The sequence below is a fragment of the Nocardioides sp. IC4_145 genome, from assembly GCF_011250565.1.
In the GTDB taxonomy this organism is placed as follows: domain Bacteria; phylum Actinomycetota; class Actinomycetes; order Propionibacteriales; family Nocardioidaceae; genus Nocardioides.
This window is the reverse complement of sequence record NZ_JAANMS010000004.1, coordinates 96,148-114,337: the sequence shown is the minus strand read 5'-3', so window position 1 is coordinate 114,337 and position 18,190 is coordinate 96,148. Positions and strand designations below refer to the sequence as shown.

The window sequence follows — 18,190 nt, the reverse complement described above, 5'->3', positions numbered from 1 at the left end:
CGCCGGGGTAGTCCGTGACGTTCGGCAGGCGGATCGACCCGATCCCCCTGCCGAACGTCACGGACTACAGCGCGGACGGACCCCGACCTGTGGAGGAAGGGGTCCGTCCGCACCGGGTGGAGGTCAGCCCCGGGTCTTCTTGCCGGGGCCGGACTTCACGTCGGACGGGTTGTAGCCGCCCTTGACCTCACGGCCGTCGCTGATGCCGCCCCGGTCGGTGTCCCAGTGGGCGGGGTCCGAGGGCACCTTGCCGAACTTCTTGGTGCGGCTGCCGGTGACCTCCACCCGGTCGTTGAGACCGTCGCGGTCGGTGTCCTTGACCAACGGGTTCGAGACGAGCCGCTTGAGCGTGTAGGTCTTGCCGCCCTTGGCGCGGACCTTTAGGTTGACCTTCTTGCCACGGACCTCGGCGCCGTCGCGGAGGCCGTCGCCGTCGGTGTCGGCGTTGTTCGGGTTGGTGCGGACCCGGCCGATCGCCTTCGGCTTGCCCTTCGCGGAGACGACCTTCTTGCCGATCCGGACACCGCGGATCTCGGCGCCGTCCTTGATGCCGTCGCCGTCGGTGTCGGCCCGGGTCGGGTCAGTGGGGCGGTTGCCGTACTTGGTGTTCGCGGTGCCGTTCACCTCGGCGCCGTCACGGATGCCGTCGCCGTCGGTGTCGGGGTTCCGCGGGTCGGTGCCCAGCGCCAGCTCGCGGACGTCGCTGAGCCCGTCGCCGTCGCTGTCCTTGAGGCCGGGGACCGGCGGCCCGGAGGTGCCCGGGTCGGTCGGGTCGAGCGGGTCGGTGCCGTTGGCGACCTCGGTGCCGTCGGGGAACGAGTCGCCGTCGGTGTCGGCGTTGTTCGGGTCGGTGCCCCGGGTGATCTCGGCGCCGTCGTTCAGGCCGTCGCCGTCGGTGTCGGCCCTCGTCGGGTCGGTCGGCTCCTTGCCGTACGCCGTGTTGGTCTCGCCGGAGACCTCCGCGCCGTCCTTGACCCCGTCGCCGTCGGTGTCGGGCTTGAGCGGGTCGGTCTTGTGCTGGTTGACCTCGGCGCCGTCCTTCAGGCCGTCGCCGTCGGTGTCGGCCTTCGTCGGGTCGGTGCCGAGCTGCTTCTCCTGGCCGTCGGTGAGGCCGTCGCCGTCGGCGTCGCCGCCGTCGCACACGACACCGCCGGTCGGGGCCTTGGCGGAGACCGACATCGGCAGCAGGTCCACCTCGGCGACGGTCAGCGGACCGAGCGCCACCTTCAGGTGCAGGGTGCTCGCCTCGGCGGAGGCGGTGCGGCCGTCGGCGCTCTGGACGACGTTCTCGGTGCCGGGTGCCGACAGCTCGAGGGTCAGCAGCGGGTTCGCCGGGAGCGCGAACTTCGGGATCTCGCCCGAGTCGGGGATCGGCACCTCCGCGCCGCCGGGACCGGTGATCGCGAGGACCGCGGGGTCGTAGGTGACCTTGGCGCCGCCCGGCGTGCCGTCGGCGCGGGCCGTCAGGGTCGGCGGCGCGATGATCTTGACGCCGACGTTGCCGGCGAAGAGCGAGAGGTCGGCGACCGTGCCCGACGCCTGGGAGACGACGGCGCCCCGGCCGGTGTTGCCGACGGGGTCGACCCGGACGGCGTGCTGCACACCGGCGGTGCCCGGCAGGGAGACCAGCGAGAAGTCGCCGATGCCCGGCAGCGAGAGCGGGAGGACCGTCGCGCCGGCGAGCGTCGCGTCGGCCTCGGTCAGCGCGCCGCCGGCGGGCAGGCACTGGTTGTCCCCGGCCCAGCGCGCGAGCGCGGTGGCGGTGGAGACGTCGAGGTCGAGGAGGGCCGGGATGTCGATCGGCAGCGAGGTGTCGCTCACGGCCGTGTTGTTCGCGGGCGCGCCGGTGGTGGACGCCTGCTGCTGGACGGCGGCGAGCCCCGGGATGCTGAAGCCGAGGAGCCCCTCGCCGCCGAGGCCGGCGGCCGTGGCGGTCGCGCGGGGCGCCTTGCTCGAGTCGACCGTCGTGGAGACGTCACCGATCTCGAGGTCCGCGACGCTCGGGATGGGCAGCAGCGGCACCGCGACGGCGTCCACGCTCAGGACGTTGGCGGAGCCGGTGGCCGAGAACGGCGACGGCTCGGCGGCCGCAGCGGCGCCACCGCCCGTGACGGCGAGGCCGGCCGCGGCGGTCGAGACCGCCAGGGAGAGGACAGCGGCCGTTGCGGGGCCGCGGGAGGGACGAATGCGCATGACTTCCTCGAGATCGCTTGCGGGGGGACCGCCGCTCTGGCGTGGGTGACCAGGATCGGACGGCGGCGCCGACACGGTAAGACCTCGTCCGGAACGTTAAGTGGGCTAGACCACACCCGCGGGGCAGGAGCGCCCGTCAGTCGGCCGGGGCGATGAACGTCCCGGTGGCCGGCTGACCGGTCTCGCCGACCGCCTCCGGCTCGTTGCCGGCGACGCCGACCTCGAGGGACCCGTCGGAGGACTGCACCCGCACCGGCGGCGCGACCCGCAGCTCCTTGGACTCGCCGAAGGCGAGGTCGCCGGAGAAGACGATCTCGTTCGAGCCGTCCCGCACCACGACGTTCGTGCCGCCGCCCGCAGCGGTCAGCAGCACCGCGACCGGCTTGCCTACCTGGGTGCCCCCGTTGTCGATCCCGCGCGAACCGTTGAGCACGAGCGCGTCGCCGTTGAGGTCGACCGGGCTCTCCATCACCAGCCGGGCGACCGACCACGCGAGGACGAGCGCCATGACGGCCGCGACCAGCACCGACCAGTTCGGGCCGCCGCGGGTGCCGCGGATCGAGCCGCCGGCGCCGGTGGCGAGCTCGGCCTCGAAGACCCGGCGGGGGTCGATCGGGGCGTCGGCGTACCGCTCGTCGTACGACGCCAGCAGCGGAGCCACGTCGGTGCCCAGCACGCGGGCGAGCGTGCGCAGGTGGCCACGGGCGTAGAAGTCGCCGCCGCACGGGGCGAAGTCGTCGACCTCGATCGACTCGATGACGTGCGGACGGATGCGGGTGCGGTCGGCGAGCTGGTCGACGGTGAGGCCGATCCGCTCCCGGGCCGCGGCCAGCTGCGGGCCGATCACCGGGTCGACGGCCGGCTGCGCCGGCGCCTCGATCGCGAACCCGTCGATGACGACCGGGGTCCGCGGTGCGTCCGTGCGGGCGCCCCAGATCTGGGTGTCCTCGACCAGGTCGACGCTGCCCGGTCGGCGCAGCTCGCGCGCCTCCGGCAGGGTGCGCGACAACGGCGTGACGCCGTCGCCGAGGTCGAGCGCGTTCGCGCCCTGGACCGCGTCGAGCGCCAGGCCGTCGCGGACGCTCTCTGCACGCACCGCCGTCACGGGCGGCCGCAGCGGGTCGGGCGTGGGGCTGGCCGTCGTGGGCTCGGTGGTCGTGGGGCTGCCCGTCGGCAGGTCGAGCGCGTACGGCGCCACCGGCACCGGCTCGGTCGGCAGGCTGACCTGTTCGACACTGTCGCTGCGGCGGGCCAGCCGGGCCGCGATCGCACCGATGCCCCGCGCGATCGTCGGTCGCGGGTCGTGGAGGCGCGGACCGGGTCGCTCGTCGGCGTGCTCGTCCTCGGCGGCCGGGTGCTCGTCCTCGCCGGCCGGGTGCTCGTCGGCCGGCTCGTCGACGTGCTCCACGTCCACGCGGGCGTCCTCGCCGAGGTCCTCGCCGAGGTCCTCGTGGGCGTCCTCGTCGACGTCCTCGTCGACCGGCAGCGTGGGGTCGAGCTCGACCACCTCGGTGCGGCCGTCGGTGAGGGTGAGCAGCACCGAGGTCAGGTCCGGGTCCGCGCTGGTGACGCGCGTCGACATCGAGAGCGGCACCGACAGCACCTGCTCCTCGCCGCCCGGTCCGGTGGTGACCACGTCGATCCGCCCGTCGCGCAGCAGGCCGCGGCGCGGCAGGTGCTCGATCGAGAGCAGCGAGTCCCAGGTCATCCCCTGCCAGGCGCGGCCCTCGCGGATCCGCACGCCGTGGCCGTCGGCCACCAGCAGCGGTCCGCGCGAGTCGAGCAGCCCGAGCAGGTGGACCGCCGCGAGGCCGCCCATGACCACGAAGAGCACCCAGTCCAGCCAGGCGCCCGAGCCGGTCGCCCGGGCCAGGTAGGCGATGGCGACGGCGGACGCGAGACCGCCGACGGCTGCGGACAGCGCCGCGTTGCGCCGCACGACCAGGCCGTCCTCGGGGACCGCCGCCGACCCGTCGTCGTACCCGTCGTACGCCTCGTGGTGCTCGTCGGGCGCGGAGCCCTGGTCGTCGTGGTGGAGCAGTGCTGACTGCTCCTGGGCCGATCCGTTCACATCTCCCCCTGCAGGGTCGCGATGACGCCGTCGATCTCGTCGGGCTTCACGAGCACGTCACGGGCCTTGGAGCCCTCGCTCGGACCCACCACCCCACGGCTCTCGAGGATGTCCATGAGCCGGCCCGCCTTGGCGAACCCGACCCGGAGCTTGCGCTGCAGCATCGAGGTGGACCCGAACTGCGTGGAGACGACGAGCTCGATGGCCTGGATGACCAGGTCCATGTCGTCGCCGATGTCGTCGTCGAGCTCGCGCTTGGCCGCGGCGGGGGCGGTGACGTCCTCGCGGTACGTCGGCTCCAGCTGCGCCTTGCAGTGCTTGACCACCTGCGCGATCTCGGCCTCGGTGACCCACGAGCCCTGCACGCGGACCGGCTTGGAGGCGCCCATCGGCAGGAACAGGCCGTCCCCCTGGCCGACCAGCTTCTCCGCGCCCGGCTGGTCGAGGATGACCCGGCTGTCGGCGAGCGAGGACGTCGCGAACGCGAGCCGCGAGGGCACGTTCGCCTTGATCAGGCCGGTGACCACGTCGACCGACGGGCGCTGGGTGGCCAGCACCAGGTGGATGCCCGCGGCACGCGCCAGCTGGGTGATCCGGACGACCGCGTCCTCCACGTCGCGCGGGGCGACCATCATCAGGTCGGCGAGCTCGTCGACGATGACCAGGAGATAGGGGTACGGCGCGAGCTCGCGCTCGCTGCCCGGCGGCACCTCGACCTTGCCGGCCCGGACGGCCTTGTTGAAGTCGTCGATGTGGCGGAAGCCGAAGTTGGCCAGGTCGTCGTAGCGCATGTCCATCTCGCGCACGACCCAGGCCAGCGCCTCGGCGGCCTTCTTGGGGTTGGTGATGATCGGGGTGATCAGGTGCGGGACGCCCTCGTAGGCGTTCAGCTCCACCCGCTTGGGGTCGACCATGATCATCCGGACCTCGTCGGGCGTGGCCCGCATGAGGATCGAGGTGATCATCGAGTTGATGAAGCTCGACTTGCCCGAGCCCGTGGCGCCGGCGACGAGCAGGTGCGGCATCTTCGCGAGGTTCGCGACCACGAAGCCGCCCTCGACGTCCTTGCCGAGCCCGGCCACCATCGGGTGGTGGTCGCCGCGGGCGGCGCCGGAGCGCAGCACGTCGCCGAGGGAGACGATCTCCTTGTCGACGTTCGGGATCTCGATGCCGATCGCGGACTTGCCGGGGATCGGGCTGAGGATGCGGACGTCGGCGGAGGCGACGGCGTAGGCGATGTTCTTCGACAGCGCGGTGACCTTCTCGACCTTGACCGCGGGACCGAGCTCCACCTCGTAGCGGGTGACCGTCGGGCCGCGGGTGTAGCCCGTGACCTGCGCGTCGATCCCGAACTCCTCCATCACCTGGGTGAGCCGGTCGACCACCGCGTCGCTGGCCTTCGACCGGGCCTTGTGCACCGAGCCGGGCTTGAGCACCTCGTTGCCCGGCAGCGAGTAGACGACGTCGCCGGAGATCGCGAGCTGCTCCGCGCGCTCGGGGAGCGGAGTGTGCGGCGGCGGCTCGATGTCGCCCGCGGCGAGCTCACCGGTCTCGTCGGACACGGCTTCGGTGAGCACGGTCGCGTCCGGGCCCGCCGGGCCGGACGCGGCGGCCTCGTCGGCGTACGGGTCGAAGACCTCCATCGCGGCGTCGGGCTCGACCGGCTCCGCAGCCTTGCGGCCGCGCCGCTTCCTGACCTCGCGGTCCTCCAGGACCGGGGTGTCGTACGCCGGATCGCCCATCTCCGGGTCGATCTCGTCGTCGCCGAGGTCGCGGCGGCCGCGGCGCGAGGTGGGCTCGTCGGGGTCGAGCGGCTCGCGACCCAGGAGCCGGTCGCGCAGCTCGGCGAGCCGCTCCGGCACGAGGTAGACCGGCGTCGAGGTGATGACGAGGACGCCGAAGACCGCCACGAGCAGGAGCAGCGGGACGACGACGTACGCCGTGCGCAGCAGGTCGAGCAGGAGCGAGGAGACGACGAAGCCGACCGCTCCCCCGGCGCCCTGCAGGTCGCTGGCGTCGCCGGCGACCGGCTGCGGGTTGCCGTTGGCGATGTGGACGATGCCGAGCACGCCGAAGGCGAGCGCGGTCCAGCCGATCACCTGACGGCCGGCCGGGCCGTTGCGCACCGGGTCGCGCATGGTGCGGACCCCGGCGTACGCCACGGCCATCGGGACGAACCAGCCGACCTTGCCGACGGTGCCGGAGACCGCGGTGCGGGTGAGGTCCATGGCGCCGCCCGGCACCTGGAACCACACGGCCGCCGCGACGACGAGCGAGAGCCCGAGCAGCAGCAGGCCGACGCCGTCGCGGCGGTGGGCGGGGTCGATGTCGCGGGCGCCGTGGCCGATGCCGCGGGCGACGGCACCGACGCCGTGCGCGATGCCGAGCCAGACGGCGACGACGCCGCGGGCGAGCGCCTGGAAGAAGCGGGCGACCGGTCCGGTGCCGCTGCGCACCGCCCGGGGAGCAGGACGAGCCGGGCGAGCCGCGCCGCGGGCGGGCTTGCGGGCCGCGGGGCGCTTCTTGCTCGCGCTCGCGGCTGGTCGTCGGGTGGGCGTACTCCGGGATCGGGTGCTCGAGCCTCCACGGCCACTGCTGGTGCTGCTGCGTGACCTGGACGTGGACGTGCTCGTGCTCCGCGACCCCGGCGGGGAAGACGTACGGGTCGCCATGGTGGTCAACCTACTTCGGCGTCACACCAGTCACAGGGACCACAGGAGTGCGTGTCGTGCGCCCCCTCCCCCGGCGCTCCCGGCCCGGCTCCCGACCCACCGCCCGGCGACCCGGTGCGCGGTGCACGGCTTGCGGCGCCACGACGGATCCGCCGCCGATCGTCCCGGACCTATGGACCTGCGGGCCGAGCCGTCCTTAGGGTGCCCGGGTCGGCCGGACAACGGCCGCGCCACCCAACTCGGAGGGTTACCTACGTGAAGATCCTGACGACGGGGCTCAGCCTCGTTCTGCTGGGCGCCGGCCTCGCCGCCGTGCCGGCCCAGCTGGCCACCGCGGCGGAGCGGCCCGCTCCCGCGGACGGCCCGTCCCTCGTGCAGCGCCTCAAGAGCGACGCCGAGGGGGCGGTGCGGCTCGCCACCGAGCCCGCCACCGGCAAGATCGGCTTCGCCCGAGCGGCACGCGGCGGCGACCTGCTCCCCGACGTCCGCGCCACCGGGCGCGCCGGTGCCGTCGAGAAGGCGACCGCCTACCTCGACCGCCACGCGCGCGCGTTCGGCGCGACCGCCGACCAGCTGCGCGAGGTCTCCACCCAGGAGACCGCCCGCGGCTGGGCCGTGCGGTTCGACCAGACCTACCGCGGCCTGCCGGTCTTCGGCGCGCAGCTGGTCGCCAGCGTGGACGACGAGGGCGACCTGACCGCGGTCAGCGGGTACGTCGCCCCGGACCTGCGCGTAGGCACCGAGCCGCGCATCAGCGCCGCCGAGGCCGGCCGCCGCGCCGTCGCGCTCGTGCGGGCCGACCCGCCGGGCGAGGCCAACCGCGGCCTCGCGCGCCTGCGGGTCACCGACAACACGCTCTCGATCTACCGGATGGGCTCGGTCAAGGGCGAGACCGGCCCGGCCCGCCTGGTCCACGTCGTCGAGGTCGGCAACGGCACGACCGTGCGCGAGAAGGTCTTCGTCGACGCCCTCACCGGCAAGTCGCTCAACCGCTACTCGATGATCCACGACGCCCTCGACCGCGAGCTGCGCGAGGCGAAGCTCGAGAGCGACGGCGGGACCCCGGACGACCCGACCGACGACGAGATCTCCTACACGGTCGTCTACCGCGAGGGCGACCCGCTGCCCGGCTCGCTCGACGAGGACCAGCTCAACGAGGTCCACGGCACCGGCGAGGCCTACTGGTTCTTCCGCAACGCCCTCGGCCGCGACTCCTACGACGGCAAGGGCGCGAAGATGGTGACGGTCAACAACGACCCGACCATCGCCTGCCCCAACGCCAACTGGAACGGCAAGACGACCAACTACTGCTCGGGCGTCAGCTCCGACGACACCGTCGCCCACGAGTGGGCCCACGCCTACACCGAGTACACCTCCGGCCTCGTCTACCAGTGGCAGTCCGGCGCGATGAACGAGGCGTTCTCCGACATCTGGGGCGAGACGGTCGACCAGCTCAACGACCGCTACAACGAGACCCCCGACACCGTGCGCGCCGACGGCGTCTGCTCGGCGTACACCGGTGCGATCCCGGTCCTCACCATCACCGCGCCGGAGTCGATCGCGAAGGAGTGCGTCACCGGCGGCACGCTCGGCGAGATCGGCGGCCCGGTCACGGGCGAGGTGGTCGCCCCGACCGACGCCGAGGAGGACGGCGGCACCACGACCGACGGCTGCTCGCCGTACGACGACGCGTCCGCCGTCGCGGGCAAGGTCGTCCTGGTCGACCGCGGCCTGTGCACCTTCGTCGAGAAGGCCCAGCGTGCGAAGGCGGCCGGCGCGAAGGCCGTCATCATCGGCAACCGCGAGGAGGCGCCGGTCAGCTTCACCGACGCCGACAAGACCCTCCCGCCGACGGTCTCGATCGGGCTCACCGACCGCGAGGCGATCCGCGCGACGCTCGCTGAGGGCGAGACGGTCGAGGTCGAGATCGTCGACGCCGGCGGTGAGCGGTTCGACTCCTACCGCTGGCTCTCCGGCGAGAGCGACCCCGCCTTCGGCGGCGCGATCCGCGACATGTGGAACCCCACCTGCCTGGGTGACCCGGCGAAGGTCTCCGACGCGGAGTACAAGTGCTCCACCGACGACTCCGGCGGCGTCCACAGCAACTCCGGCGTGGTCAACCACGCCTACGCCCTGCTCGTCGACGGCGGCACCTCCAACGGTGTCGACGTCGCCGGCCTCGGCCTCGACAAGGCCGCGAACATCTTCTGGCAGACCCAGGTCGCGCACCTGACGCCCACGTCGAACTTCGTGGACCTGGCCGACGGCCTCGAGGCCTCGTGCGCCGAGCTCGTCGGCAAGGAGATCAACCGCGTTACCGTCCAGCCCGAGACCACCGAGCCCGCGACGGCGATCGCGACCGAGGACTGCGCGTCGGTCTCCGCCATCGTGGCGGCCACCGAGCTCCGCAAGGAGCCGACGCAGTGCAACTTCGGGCCGCTGCTGCGCAAGGGCGGCCCGGCGACCTGCGGCAGGGGCACGACGTCGAAGGTGCTCTTCCGGGAGAACTTCGAGGACGGCCTCGCCGGCTGGAAGAAGTCCGAGCGCGTCGCGTTCGACGGCGGCAGGGGCATCCCGTGGCGCGTGGGCCGCGGGATCGGCAGCAACGACAGCTTGGTCGCCTTCGACCCCAGCGACGACCGCGGCACGTGCACCTACGACGCCAACGACCGGTCCAGCGCGAACGCCATCACCAGCCGGGCCATCCGCCTAGCGGGCGGCGGCAAGGGACTGCGCCTGCAGTTCCGCCACTACATCGCCAGCGAGCTCGACGTCGACGGCGGCAACGTGAAGGTCAAGCTCGGCAACGGGAAGTGGAAGGTCGTCAAGCCGTCGGCCTACCGGTTCAACGCCCCGAACACCGAGCTGCTGTCCGCGGCCGAGGGCAACACCAACCCCATGGCCTCCCAGCCGGCCTTCTCCGGCACCGACGGCAACGTCGCCGGTGGCTCGTGGGGTCGCTCGATCGTCGACCTGGAGCAGATCGGCGCGAAGCCGGGCATGAGGATCAAGCTCCGCTTCGAGATGGGCCGTGACGGCTGCGGCGGCCTCGAGGGCTGGGCCGTCGACGACGTCAAGATCGTCGCCTGTCAGAAGAAGGCCGGCGGCAAGGGTCGTCGCGAGATGGCCGTCATCCGCTGACCCTGGTCGACCAGCACGACGAGAGGCCCCGCCCGGAGCGATCCGGGCGGGGCCTCTACGCGTCGGTGCTGCTCGACCGGCGGGTCAGGCCTCGATCACGACGGGGATGATCATCGGCCGGCGGCGGTGGGTGCCGGAGACCCAGCGGCCGATCACGCGACGTACCGTCTGCTGGAGCTGGTAGGAGTCGGTGTTGCCCTCGGCGATCGCGCGGTCGAGGGCGTCGATGATCGGCTGCTTGACCTCGTCGAACGACGCGCCGTCGAGCGCGTTGCCGCGCGCGTGGATCTCGGGCCCGCCGGAGACCTTGCCGCTGACGGAGTCGACGACGACGATGACCGAGATGAAGCCCTCCTCGCCGAGGATCCGGCGGTCCTTGAGGTCGGACTCGGTGATGTCGCCGACCGAGGAGCCGTCGACGAAGACGTAGCCGCACTCCACCTTGCCGGCGACCGAGGCGACCCCGTTGACCAGGTCGACCACGACGCCGTCCTCGGCCACGACGACGTTCTCGACGCCGGTGGCCAGCGCGAGGTCGCGGTTGGCGAGCATGTGCCGCATCTCCCCGTGCACGGGCAGCACGTTGCGCGGCTTCACGATGTTGTAGCAGTAGAGCAGCTCGCCGGCGCTGGCGTGGCCGGAGACGTGCACGAGCGCGTTGCCCTTGTGCACGACCCGCGCGCCCCAGCGGGCGAGGCCGTTGATGACGCGGTAGACGGCGTTCTCGTTGCCGGGGATGAGGCTCGAGGCGAGCAGGACGGTGTCGCCCTCCTCGATGTGCACGAAGTGGTGGTTGCGCTGCGCGATCCGGCTCAGCGCCGACATCGGCTCGCCCTGCGACCCGGTCGAGATCAGCACCTGGCGCTCCGGCGGCAGGTCGGCGAGGTCCTTGGTGTCGACCAGCGTGCCCGGCGGGACCTTGAGGTAGCCGAGGTCGCGGGCGATGGCCATGTTGCGGACCATCGAGCGGCCGACGTACGCCACCTGCCGCTCGTGGGCGTACGCCGCGTCGAGCACCTGCTGGACGCGGTGCACGTGCGAGGCGAAGCAGGCGACGATGACCCGCTGCGAGGACTCGCGGAAGACCTGGTCGATGACCGGGGTGATCGACTTCTCCGCCGGCGTGAACCCGGGCGTCTCGGCGTTGGTGGAGTCGGTGAGGAAGAGGTCGACGCCCTCCTCCCCCAGCCGCGCGAACGCCCGCAGGTCGGTGATCCGGCCGTCGAGCGGCAGCTGGTCCATCTTGAAGTCGCCGGTGTGCAGCACCATCCCGGCGGCGGTGCGGATGGCGACGGCGAGCGCGTCGGGGATCGAGTGGTTGACCGCCACGAACTCGAGCTCGAAGGGGCCGAACGTGAGCCGGTCTCCCTCCTTGACCTTGTGGTGGACGGTCTCCTTGAGCCGGTGCTCGCGCAGCTTGGAGTCCAGCAGCGCCAGCGTCAGCTCGGAGCCGACGAGCGGGATGTCGCCGCGCTCGCGCAGGAGGTACGGCGTCGCGCCGATGTGGTCCTCGTGGCCGTGGGTGAGCACCAGCGCCTCGACCTGGTCCAGCCGGTCCCGGATGGGACCGAAGTCGGGGAGGATCAGGTCGACGCCGGGGTGGTGGTCCTCGGGGAACAGCACGCCGCAGTCGACGACGAGCAGGCGGTCCTCGTGCTCGAAGACGGTCATGTTGCGCCCGACCTCACCGAGGCCGCCGAGCGGGATGACCCGGAGGCCGCCCTTCGGGAGGGCCGGCGGCGCGGACAGCTCGGGGTGGGGGTGGCTCAAGCGCGGGTTCCTTGCGTGAGAAGACCGGCGGCCTCGAGGCCGGTCCGCAGCGCGGCGACCTCGTCGTCGTCGAGCTCCACGAGGGGAGACCGCACCCGCCGGTTGTCGAGGACGCCGAGGAGCTGGAGCGCTGCCTTGGCGGTGGTCGCTCCGTAGTTGGCGACGCCCATGACGGCGTCGATCGCGGGGAGCATCCGCGTGTAGGTCTCGAGGGCGGCGGCGGTGTCGCCGGCCCAGTAGCTCTCGGCCATCGCCCGGAGCTGGTCGCCGGCGACGTGGCCGACGACGCTCACGAAGCCGACCGCGCCGTGCGCGAGCCAGCCGAGGTTGGCCTCGTCGTCGCCGGAGTAGACGGCGTACCCGAGCTCACGGATGCGTACGCCGCGGGCGAAGTCGCCGACGGCGTCCTTGACCGCGACGACCTCGTCCCAGGCGATCGCCTGCTCGTAGGTCTCCAGCGCGATCGTCGACCCGGTCCGCCCCGGCACGTCGTAGAGCATGACCGGCAGCTCGGCGGCACCGCTGACCTGTCGGAAGTGCTGCAGGATGCCGCGCTGGCCGGGCTTGTTGTAGTACGGCGACACGAGCAGCACGCCGTCGGCGCCGTTCTTCCTCGCCTGCTTGGCCAGGCCGAGCGACGTGCGGGTGTCGTTGGTGCCGACGCCGGCGACCAGGTGGATCTCGCTGCCGACCGCGTCACGGACCGCCGCGAGGATGTCGCCGTCCTCGTCCGGGGTGGTCGTCGGCGACTCCCCCGTCGTGCCGGAGACGACCAGCCCGTCGTGGCCGTGCTCGACCAGGTGGCGGGCGATCCGCTGGGTCGCCTCGAGGTCCACCGACCCGTCCTCGGCGAAGGCCGTGGCCATCGCGGTGAGGACGCGCCCGAACGGCGCTCCCGGGCTGGCTGCGGGGGTCGGGGCGGCCGTGTCGGTCATAGGGGTCAGGTTATCGCCCGACGTGGGGCATCACGTCGCGCGCCACCAGCCGGAGGTGGTCGAGGTCGGCCAGGTCCAGGACCTGGAGGTAGACGCGCTCCGCGCCCAGCGCGGCGTACCGCCCGATCTTGTCGACGACCTCCTGCGGGGTGCCGGCCAGGCCGTTCTCGCGCAGCTCGTCCTTGTCGCGGCCGATCGCGGCGACGCGGCGATCGACCTCGGCCTCGTCCTCGCCGACGCAGAGCACGAGCGCGTTGGACCAGGTCATCGTCGCCGGGTCGCGGTCGACCGCCTCGCAGGCGGCGCGGACGCGGGCGAACTGCGCCTCGGTGGTCGTCTCGTCGACGAACGGCAGGTTGAACTCGTCGGCGAACCGGGCCGCCAGCGCGGGCGTGCGCTTCTTGCCGAGGCCGCCGATGAGCACCGGCGGGCCGCCGCGGCGGCCGCCGGTCTGCACGGGCTTGGGCAGGCCGGGGCTGTCGGTGACCGCGTAGTGCTGCCCGGTGAAGTCGAACCCGCCCTCGGTCGCCCACAGGCCGGTGATCACCTCGAGCTGCTCTTCGAACCGGTCGAAGCGCTCGCCCGTGGACGGGAACGGGATGCCGTACTTGGTGTGCTCGGCCTCGAACCAACCCGCGCCGATGCCGAGCTCGACCCGGCCGCCGCTCATCTGGTCGACGTTCGCGACGCTGATCGCGAGCGGACCCGGGTGGCGGAAGGTCGCGCTGGTCATCATCGTGCCGAGGCGGATCGTGCTCGTGTCGCGGGCGAGGCCGGCCAGCGTGATCCACGCGTCGCTCGGGCCGGGGAGGCCCTCGGTGCCCATGCCGAGGTAGTGGTCGGAGCGGAAGAACGCCCCGAAGCCGAGCTCCTCGGTGGTCCGGGCGACAGCGAGCAGGTCGTCGTACGTCGCGCCCTGCTGGGGTTCGGTGAAGATGCGCAGCTCCATGGCGCCAAGCCTGCCAGCACGGCCGATACGGTCTGCACCATGCTCGCCATGGCGCACGCCGGGTTCGTCTTCCTCTCGATGACCAAGACCGGCTCGACGGCGATCCAGCGGCGCTTCGACGCCCACGCGCAGCTCGTCGTCCGCAAGCCGCCCACGATGAAGCACATGCGGGCGCGGACCTTCGAGCAGCGGATCGCGCCGACGCTGGAGGCCTACGGCTTCCCGCGGGAGAGCTACGAGCTGGTCTGCCTCGTGCGCGAGCCGGTGGACTGGGCGGCGTCGTGGTGGCGCTACCGCGCGCGGCCCGGGTTCGAGGGCAAGCCGCGCTACACCGGCGGCATGGCGTTCGAGGAGTTCGCCGAGCAGATCCTGGCCGGCGAGCTCAACCTGGGCAGCTCGGCGAACTTCGTCTCCGACGTCGACGGCAAGGTCATCGTCGAGCGGATCTACCGCTACGAGCACCTCGAGGACGCCGCCGCCTGGATGGCCGACCGGCTCGGCGTCGACCTGTCCGCTCCCTCGCGCGCCAACGCCTCACCGGCGCGCGAGCTGGACGTCTCGCCGCGGACGCGCGCGCGGCTCGAGGAGCACTACGCCGCCGACCTCGAGGTCTACCGCTCGGCGCGTTGAGCCTCGGGGCCCGGCCGGGCGCTGAAACCGCGCAATTGCGCCGGACTGTGCCGGCCCGTCGCGGTCGTGTGCCCTAGAACGAGCCGTGACGCGTCGTCAGGCACACGACCCCGGTCACCGGCCGGCGCCCTCAGGAAGCGGTGGTACGCCGCTCCCAGCGGACGACGTCGTAGCCCTCGGCGGGCTCGCGGGAGACCTCGCGCCACTCCCCCCGATCGACGGCGGGGTAGAGCACGTCGCCGGCCGGCTCGAGGTGGACCTCGGAGATCACCTGCTCGTCGGCGACGGCGAGCGCGGCGGCGTACACCTGGGCGCCGCCGGCGACCATCACGTCGCCCTGGAGCCCGTCGGCGAGGGCCAGCGCCTCGGCGAGGTCGTGGGCGACGAGGACACCGTCGGCGGTCCATGACGGGTCGCGGGTCAGCACCACGGTGGTGCGGCCGCGCAGCGGGCGGCCGATCGAGTCGTAGGTCGTGCGGCCCATGAGCAGCACGTGGCCCCAGGTGAGCTCCTTGAACCGCTTCTGCTCGCCGGGGATCCGCCACGGGATGTCCGCGCCGTTGCCGATGACGCCGTTGGCCGCCACCGCCGCGACGAGCACGACGCGCTTCCCGCCGGGTGTCATCGGCGGGCGCTCATACGGCGATCGGCGCCTTGATGCCCGGGTGCGGGTCGTAGCCGGCGACCTCGATGTGCTCGAGCTCGAGCGCGTCGACCTCGGTGACGGTCGGGTCGAGCACCAGTCGCGGCAGCGGCCGCGGCTCGCGGGTGAGCTGGAGCCGGGCCTGGTCGAGGTGGTTGAGGTAGAGGTGCGCGTCGCCGAGCGTGTGCACGAAGTCGCCGACCTCGAGGCCGGTCACCTGGGCGACCATGTGGGTCAGCAGCGCGTAGGAGGCGATGTTGAACGGCACGCCGAGGAAGACGTCGCCCGAGCGCTGGTAGAGCTGGCAGGACAGCCGGCCCGGTCCGTCGGCCTGCGGCGCGACGTAGAACTGGAACATCGTGTGGCACGGCGCCAGCGCCATGTCCGGGATGTCCGCGACGTTCCACGCCGACACGATGTGCCGGCGGGAGTCGGGGTCGCGCCGGATCTGCTCGACCACCTGCGCGAGCTGGTCGACCGTGCGGCCGTCGGGCGTCGGCCAGGACCGCCACTGGTGGCCGTAGACCGGACCCAGCTCGCCCTGCTCGTCGGCCCACTCGTCCCAGATCGAGATGCCGCGCTCCTGCAACCAGCGCACGTTGGTGTCGCCGCGCAGGAACCACAGCAGCTCCCCGAAGACCGACCTGATGTGCACCTTCTTGGTCGTCACCAGCGGGAAGCCGGCCTGCAGGTCGAACCGCATCTGGTGGCCGAACACGCTCAGCGTGCCGGTGCCGGTGCGGTCGCCCTTCTCGACGCCCTCGTCGAGGACACGGCGGAGGAGGTCGAGGTACTGCTGCACGGGGACGAGCCTAGTTGCTCGGCGCCGGCTCCGCTCAGAGGTCCAGCGTGCCGGTGATGGTGGTGCGGGTGGCGCCGCCGACGTGGACGGCTCCCCCCTCCCCGGGCACGTCGCGGGCGACGTGGACGCGGCCCCGCCGGCCGACCGCGGTCCCCTGCGCCGCGACGTACGACGCCGGCAGGCGGGTGCCCGCGAGCCACTGGCCGATCCCGGCGTTGAGGCTGCCGGTGACCGGGTCCTCCGGGACGCCGTACTCCGGGCAGAACGCGCGGACCTCGACGGCCGCCTCGTGCCCTGCGGGGTGCTCGCCGACGACGCCGATCTTCAGGTCGCCGATCGCCGCGAAGTCGGGCCGGAGCGCCAGCACCGCGTCGGCGTCGCGCAGCAGCACGCCGACCCACCCGGGGCCGTTGTCGATCCAGGCCGCGTCGACGAGGTCGTCGCGGCCGACGCGCAGCGCGGCGGCCACGCCGTCGAGGTCCGCCTCGTCGACCGGACCGGACCGGGTCAGCGGCGGCGCCTCGAAGGCGAGCACCTCACCCCGACGCAGGCGCACCAACCCGGCGCCGCACTCCTGCACGACGTCCTCCCCCGCGGGCACGCCGCCCGCCTCGAGCCAGGCGTGCGCGCTGCCGAGGGTGGGGTGGCCGGCGAACGGCAGCTCTGCGCCGGGGGTGAAGATCCGCAGCCGGTAGTCCGCGGCCGGGTCGGTGGGCGCCAGGAGGAACGTCGTCTCCGAGAGGTTCGTCCACCGCGCGAACGCCGCCATCTGCTCGTCGGTCAGGTCGTCGGCGTCGTGGACGACGGCCACCGGGTTGCCGAGCAGCGGCTCGCTGGAGAAGACGTCGACCTGGCGGAACGGCAGGGAGCGCGCGGGGCTGGTCACCCGGTCGACCCTACGGCGCGGCGAGGACCGGTACGCCGTCGCTCGCCGGCACCGTCACATGGGTGCGGCAGCGACCGGTGCGGAGCCGGCAGGTGCGCAGCTCGAGCCGGTCGGACGTGGCGGCCCGCGCGACGACGACGTAGGTGACGAGGTCAGGGCGTCCGGGCTCGAGAGCGAGCACGGCGTCGTCCGGCCCCAAGCCGGTGGGGAGCCGCTCGCCGGAGCGGGCGTCGTACGCCCGGACGACGCCGAGCGTCGACCGGTCGTCCGCCGCGGTGGTGATCGCGACCGCGCCGTCCGGCGAGACCGACCCGCCGTCGCCCGGACGCGTGAAGCCCACGCTGAAGAACGGCTGCTCGACGCGGACGGTCCCCGGACCGACCCGGCTCAGCGTGGCCCCCGACGCGCGGTCGACCAGCACCGGCGGCTGCGTCACGGTCGTCGAGCTGTCCCCCGGCGCCCACCGGACGTCGCCGTAGGAGGACGTGAGGTGGACCGCGCCGCCGTCGAGGCTGACCACCCGCACGGTGGCCAGGTCGACGATGTCGAGGCGGCGGCGGTCCACGTCCCGGTCGGTGAACAGGTCGTGGACGACCACCGTCCCGTCGGGCTCGATCCAGGCGATCAGCGTCCCGTCGTCGACCGCGAGCCCCGACTCCCGGACGTACCGGCCGAGCACGGTCCGCGCGCCGTCCAGGCGCACGCGCACGACCCGCCCGTCGTCGTCGGTGACGACCGCGCCGTCGTGGACCGCGGCCAGGTCGACGACCTCCGGCACGCGCAACGACACCGCGGCGAGGTGCAGCACGCCGTCGGCCCACCACGACACGGGCGCCGGGTTCGGCGCCTCCTCCACCTCGACCGGGGCGAGGCGCTGGAGTCTCGGCTGGTCCGGGTCGTCGGGGCTGTCGGTCTCGTCGGGGCGGACGACGCCCAGCGCGTACGTCGCCGCCACCAGCAGCGCGACCACGGCCGCACCGACGAGCACCAGCCGGCCGGTGCGCCGCGGCACCAGCCGGGTCGGCAGGTCCGCCGGCGCGGGCGCCGGCCCTACCCGCACGGCCGTCGCCAGACGGCGTACGTCGTCGACGAGCGCCGCGTGGTCGGTCCTCCCCCGGCCGAGCACCGCTGCCACGGCGAGCCTGGTCCGCTCGCGGTCGAGCAGGGCGTCGAGGGCGGCGTAGGTGGCGACGTGGTGGTCGACGGCGTCGGCGTCCGTGGGGTCGGCGGGCCCTTCGGGGCCGTCCGGACCGAAGCGGTGCCGACGGGCCTGGGCCGTGGTCGCCGTCAGGGTGGCGAGCACCTCGCCGTCGAGGTCGCCGGTGTCGCTCAGCTCGCGCCAGTCCCGGCGGCAGGAGCCGAGGGCGGCGGCGACGATGCGCTCGGCGAGGGGAAGCGACCAGCCGAGCAGGACGACGACGCGCACCAGGGGCGCCCACCGCGCGGCGAGGTAGTCCGGGAAGTCGTCCGCCGCGCGCAACCGTCCTCCCGCCGGGTC

At 73.3% G+C, this 18,190-nt stretch carries 12 protein-coding genes; 2 read left to right on the top strand and 10 right to left on the bottom strand.

The genetic code is table 11. The features are described from left to right. Positions 1–123: 123 nt before the first annotated feature. The 3 genes from G6553_RS03645 to G6553_RS03635 all read right to left on the bottom strand — a co-directional run bounded on the left by G6553_RS03645 (position 124) and on the right by G6553_RS03635 (position 6,936). On the bottom strand, positions 124–2,193 hold the full coding sequence (locus G6553_RS03645) for a binary toxin-like calcium binding domain-containing protein (protein WP_166189258.1): 2,070 nt from the start codon (positions 2,191–2,193) through the stop codon (positions 124–126). A 136-nt stretch (positions 2,194–2,329) separates the two neighbouring features. Then, complete coding sequence (locus tag G6553_RS20625) at positions 2,330–4,264, bottom strand: helix-turn-helix domain-containing protein (RefSeq protein WP_207619309.1); 1,935 nt, start codon at positions 4,262–4,264, stop codon at positions 2,330–2,332. After that, positions 4,261–6,936 carry a DNA translocase FtsK gene (locus tag G6553_RS03635; RefSeq protein ID WP_207619308.1) on the bottom strand — a complete coding sequence of 892 codons (2,676 nt, stop codon included), beginning with the start codon at positions 6,934–6,936 and terminating at the stop codon, positions 4,261–4,263. Before G6553_RS03635 ends, G6553_RS20625 begins: the two co-directional genes overlap by 4 nt. A gap of 255 nt (positions 6,937–7,191) precedes the next feature. Between G6553_RS03635 and G6553_RS03630 the strand changes: the two genes are divergently transcribed. Further along, positions 7,192–10,077 (top strand): M4 family metallopeptidase, encoded by a 2,886-nt coding sequence (locus G6553_RS03630; protein WP_166189255.1) that lies wholly within the window; start codon positions 7,192–7,194, stop codon positions 10,075–10,077. Positions 10,078–10,161: 84 nt separating this feature from the next. Here G6553_RS03630 and G6553_RS03625 read toward each other — a convergent pair whose 3' ends face one another. From G6553_RS03625 to G6553_RS03615, 3 genes are read right to left on the bottom strand one after another with little or no spacing between them, the layout of a single operon-like run. Next, entirely contained in the window at positions 10,162–11,847 is a 1,686-nt protein-coding gene (locus G6553_RS03625; protein WP_166189254.1) for a ribonuclease J, read from the bottom strand. Continuing rightward, positions 11,844–12,782 (bottom strand): 4-hydroxy-tetrahydrodipicolinate synthase, encoded by a 939-nt coding sequence (dapA, locus tag G6553_RS03620; RefSeq protein ID WP_166189252.1) that lies wholly within the window; start codon positions 12,780–12,782, stop codon positions 11,844–11,846. The genes G6553_RS03625 and dapA overlap by 4 nt, the downstream gene beginning before the upstream one ends. A gap of 10 nt (positions 12,783–12,792) precedes the next feature. After that, entirely contained in the window at positions 12,793–13,731 is a 939-nt protein-coding gene (locus tag G6553_RS03615; protein ID WP_166189250.1) for an LLM class F420-dependent oxidoreductase, read from the bottom strand. A 39-nt stretch (positions 13,732–13,770) separates the two neighbouring features. Between G6553_RS03615 and G6553_RS03610 the strand changes: the two genes are divergently transcribed. Next, positions 13,771–14,361, top strand: a complete 591-nt coding sequence (locus G6553_RS03610; RefSeq protein WP_166189249.1) for a hypothetical protein — start codon at positions 13,771–13,773, stop codon at positions 14,359–14,361. 130 nt (positions 14,362–14,491) lie between these two features. On the opposite strand, the gene G6553_RS03605 is transcribed toward G6553_RS03610, so the two are convergent. From G6553_RS03605 to G6553_RS03590, 4 genes are read right to left on the bottom strand one after another with little or no spacing between them, the layout of a single operon-like run. After that, on the bottom strand, positions 14,492–14,986 hold the full coding sequence (locus G6553_RS03605; RefSeq protein ID WP_166189247.1) for a dihydrofolate reductase: 495 nt from the start codon (positions 14,984–14,986) through the stop codon (positions 14,492–14,494). 10 nt (positions 14,987–14,996) lie between these two features. Next, on the bottom strand, positions 14,997–15,806 hold the full coding sequence (locus G6553_RS03600; RefSeq protein WP_166189245.1) for a thymidylate synthase: 810 nt from the start codon (positions 15,804–15,806) through the stop codon (positions 14,997–14,999). 34 nt (positions 15,807–15,840) lie between these two features. Continuing rightward, on the bottom strand, positions 15,841–16,692 hold the full coding sequence (locus G6553_RS03595; RefSeq protein WP_347565467.1) for a PhzF family phenazine biosynthesis protein: 852 nt from the start codon (positions 16,690–16,692) through the stop codon (positions 15,841–15,843). Between the two features lie 10 nt (positions 16,693–16,702). Beyond that, positions 16,703–18,172: a hypothetical protein gene (locus tag G6553_RS03590; protein WP_166189243.1), complete on the bottom strand. Its 1,470-nt coding sequence runs from the start codon at positions 18,170–18,172 to the stop codon at positions 16,703–16,705. Positions 18,173–18,190 lie beyond the last annotated feature (18 nt).

What these genes read in the sequence shown, in the direction of transcription:
- G6553_RS03635 (WP_207619308.1), bottom strand. Translation starts at nt 6,936, where the DNA reads ATGGCGACCCGTACGTCTTCCCCGCCGGGGTCGCGGAGCACGAGCACG.
- G6553_RS03645 (WP_166189258.1), bottom strand. Translation starts at nt 2,193, where the DNA reads ATGCGCATTCGTCCCTCCCGCGGCCCCGCAACGGCCGCTGTCCTCTCC.
- G6553_RS03615 (WP_166189250.1), bottom strand. Translation starts at nt 13,731, where the DNA reads ATGGAGCTGCGCATCTTCACCGAACCCCAGCAGGGCGCGACGTACGAC.
- G6553_RS03610 (WP_166189249.1), top strand. Translation starts at nt 13,771, where the DNA reads ATGCTCGCCATGGCGCACGCCGGGTTCGTCTTCCTCTCGATGACCAAG.
- dapA (WP_166189252.1), bottom strand. Translation starts at nt 12,782, where the DNA reads ATGACCGACACGGCCGCCCCGACCCCCGCAGCCAGCCCGGGAGCGCCG.
- G6553_RS03605 (WP_166189247.1), bottom strand. Translation starts at nt 14,986, where the DNA reads ATGACACCCGGCGGGAAGCGCGTCGTGCTCGTCGCGGCGGTGGCGGCC.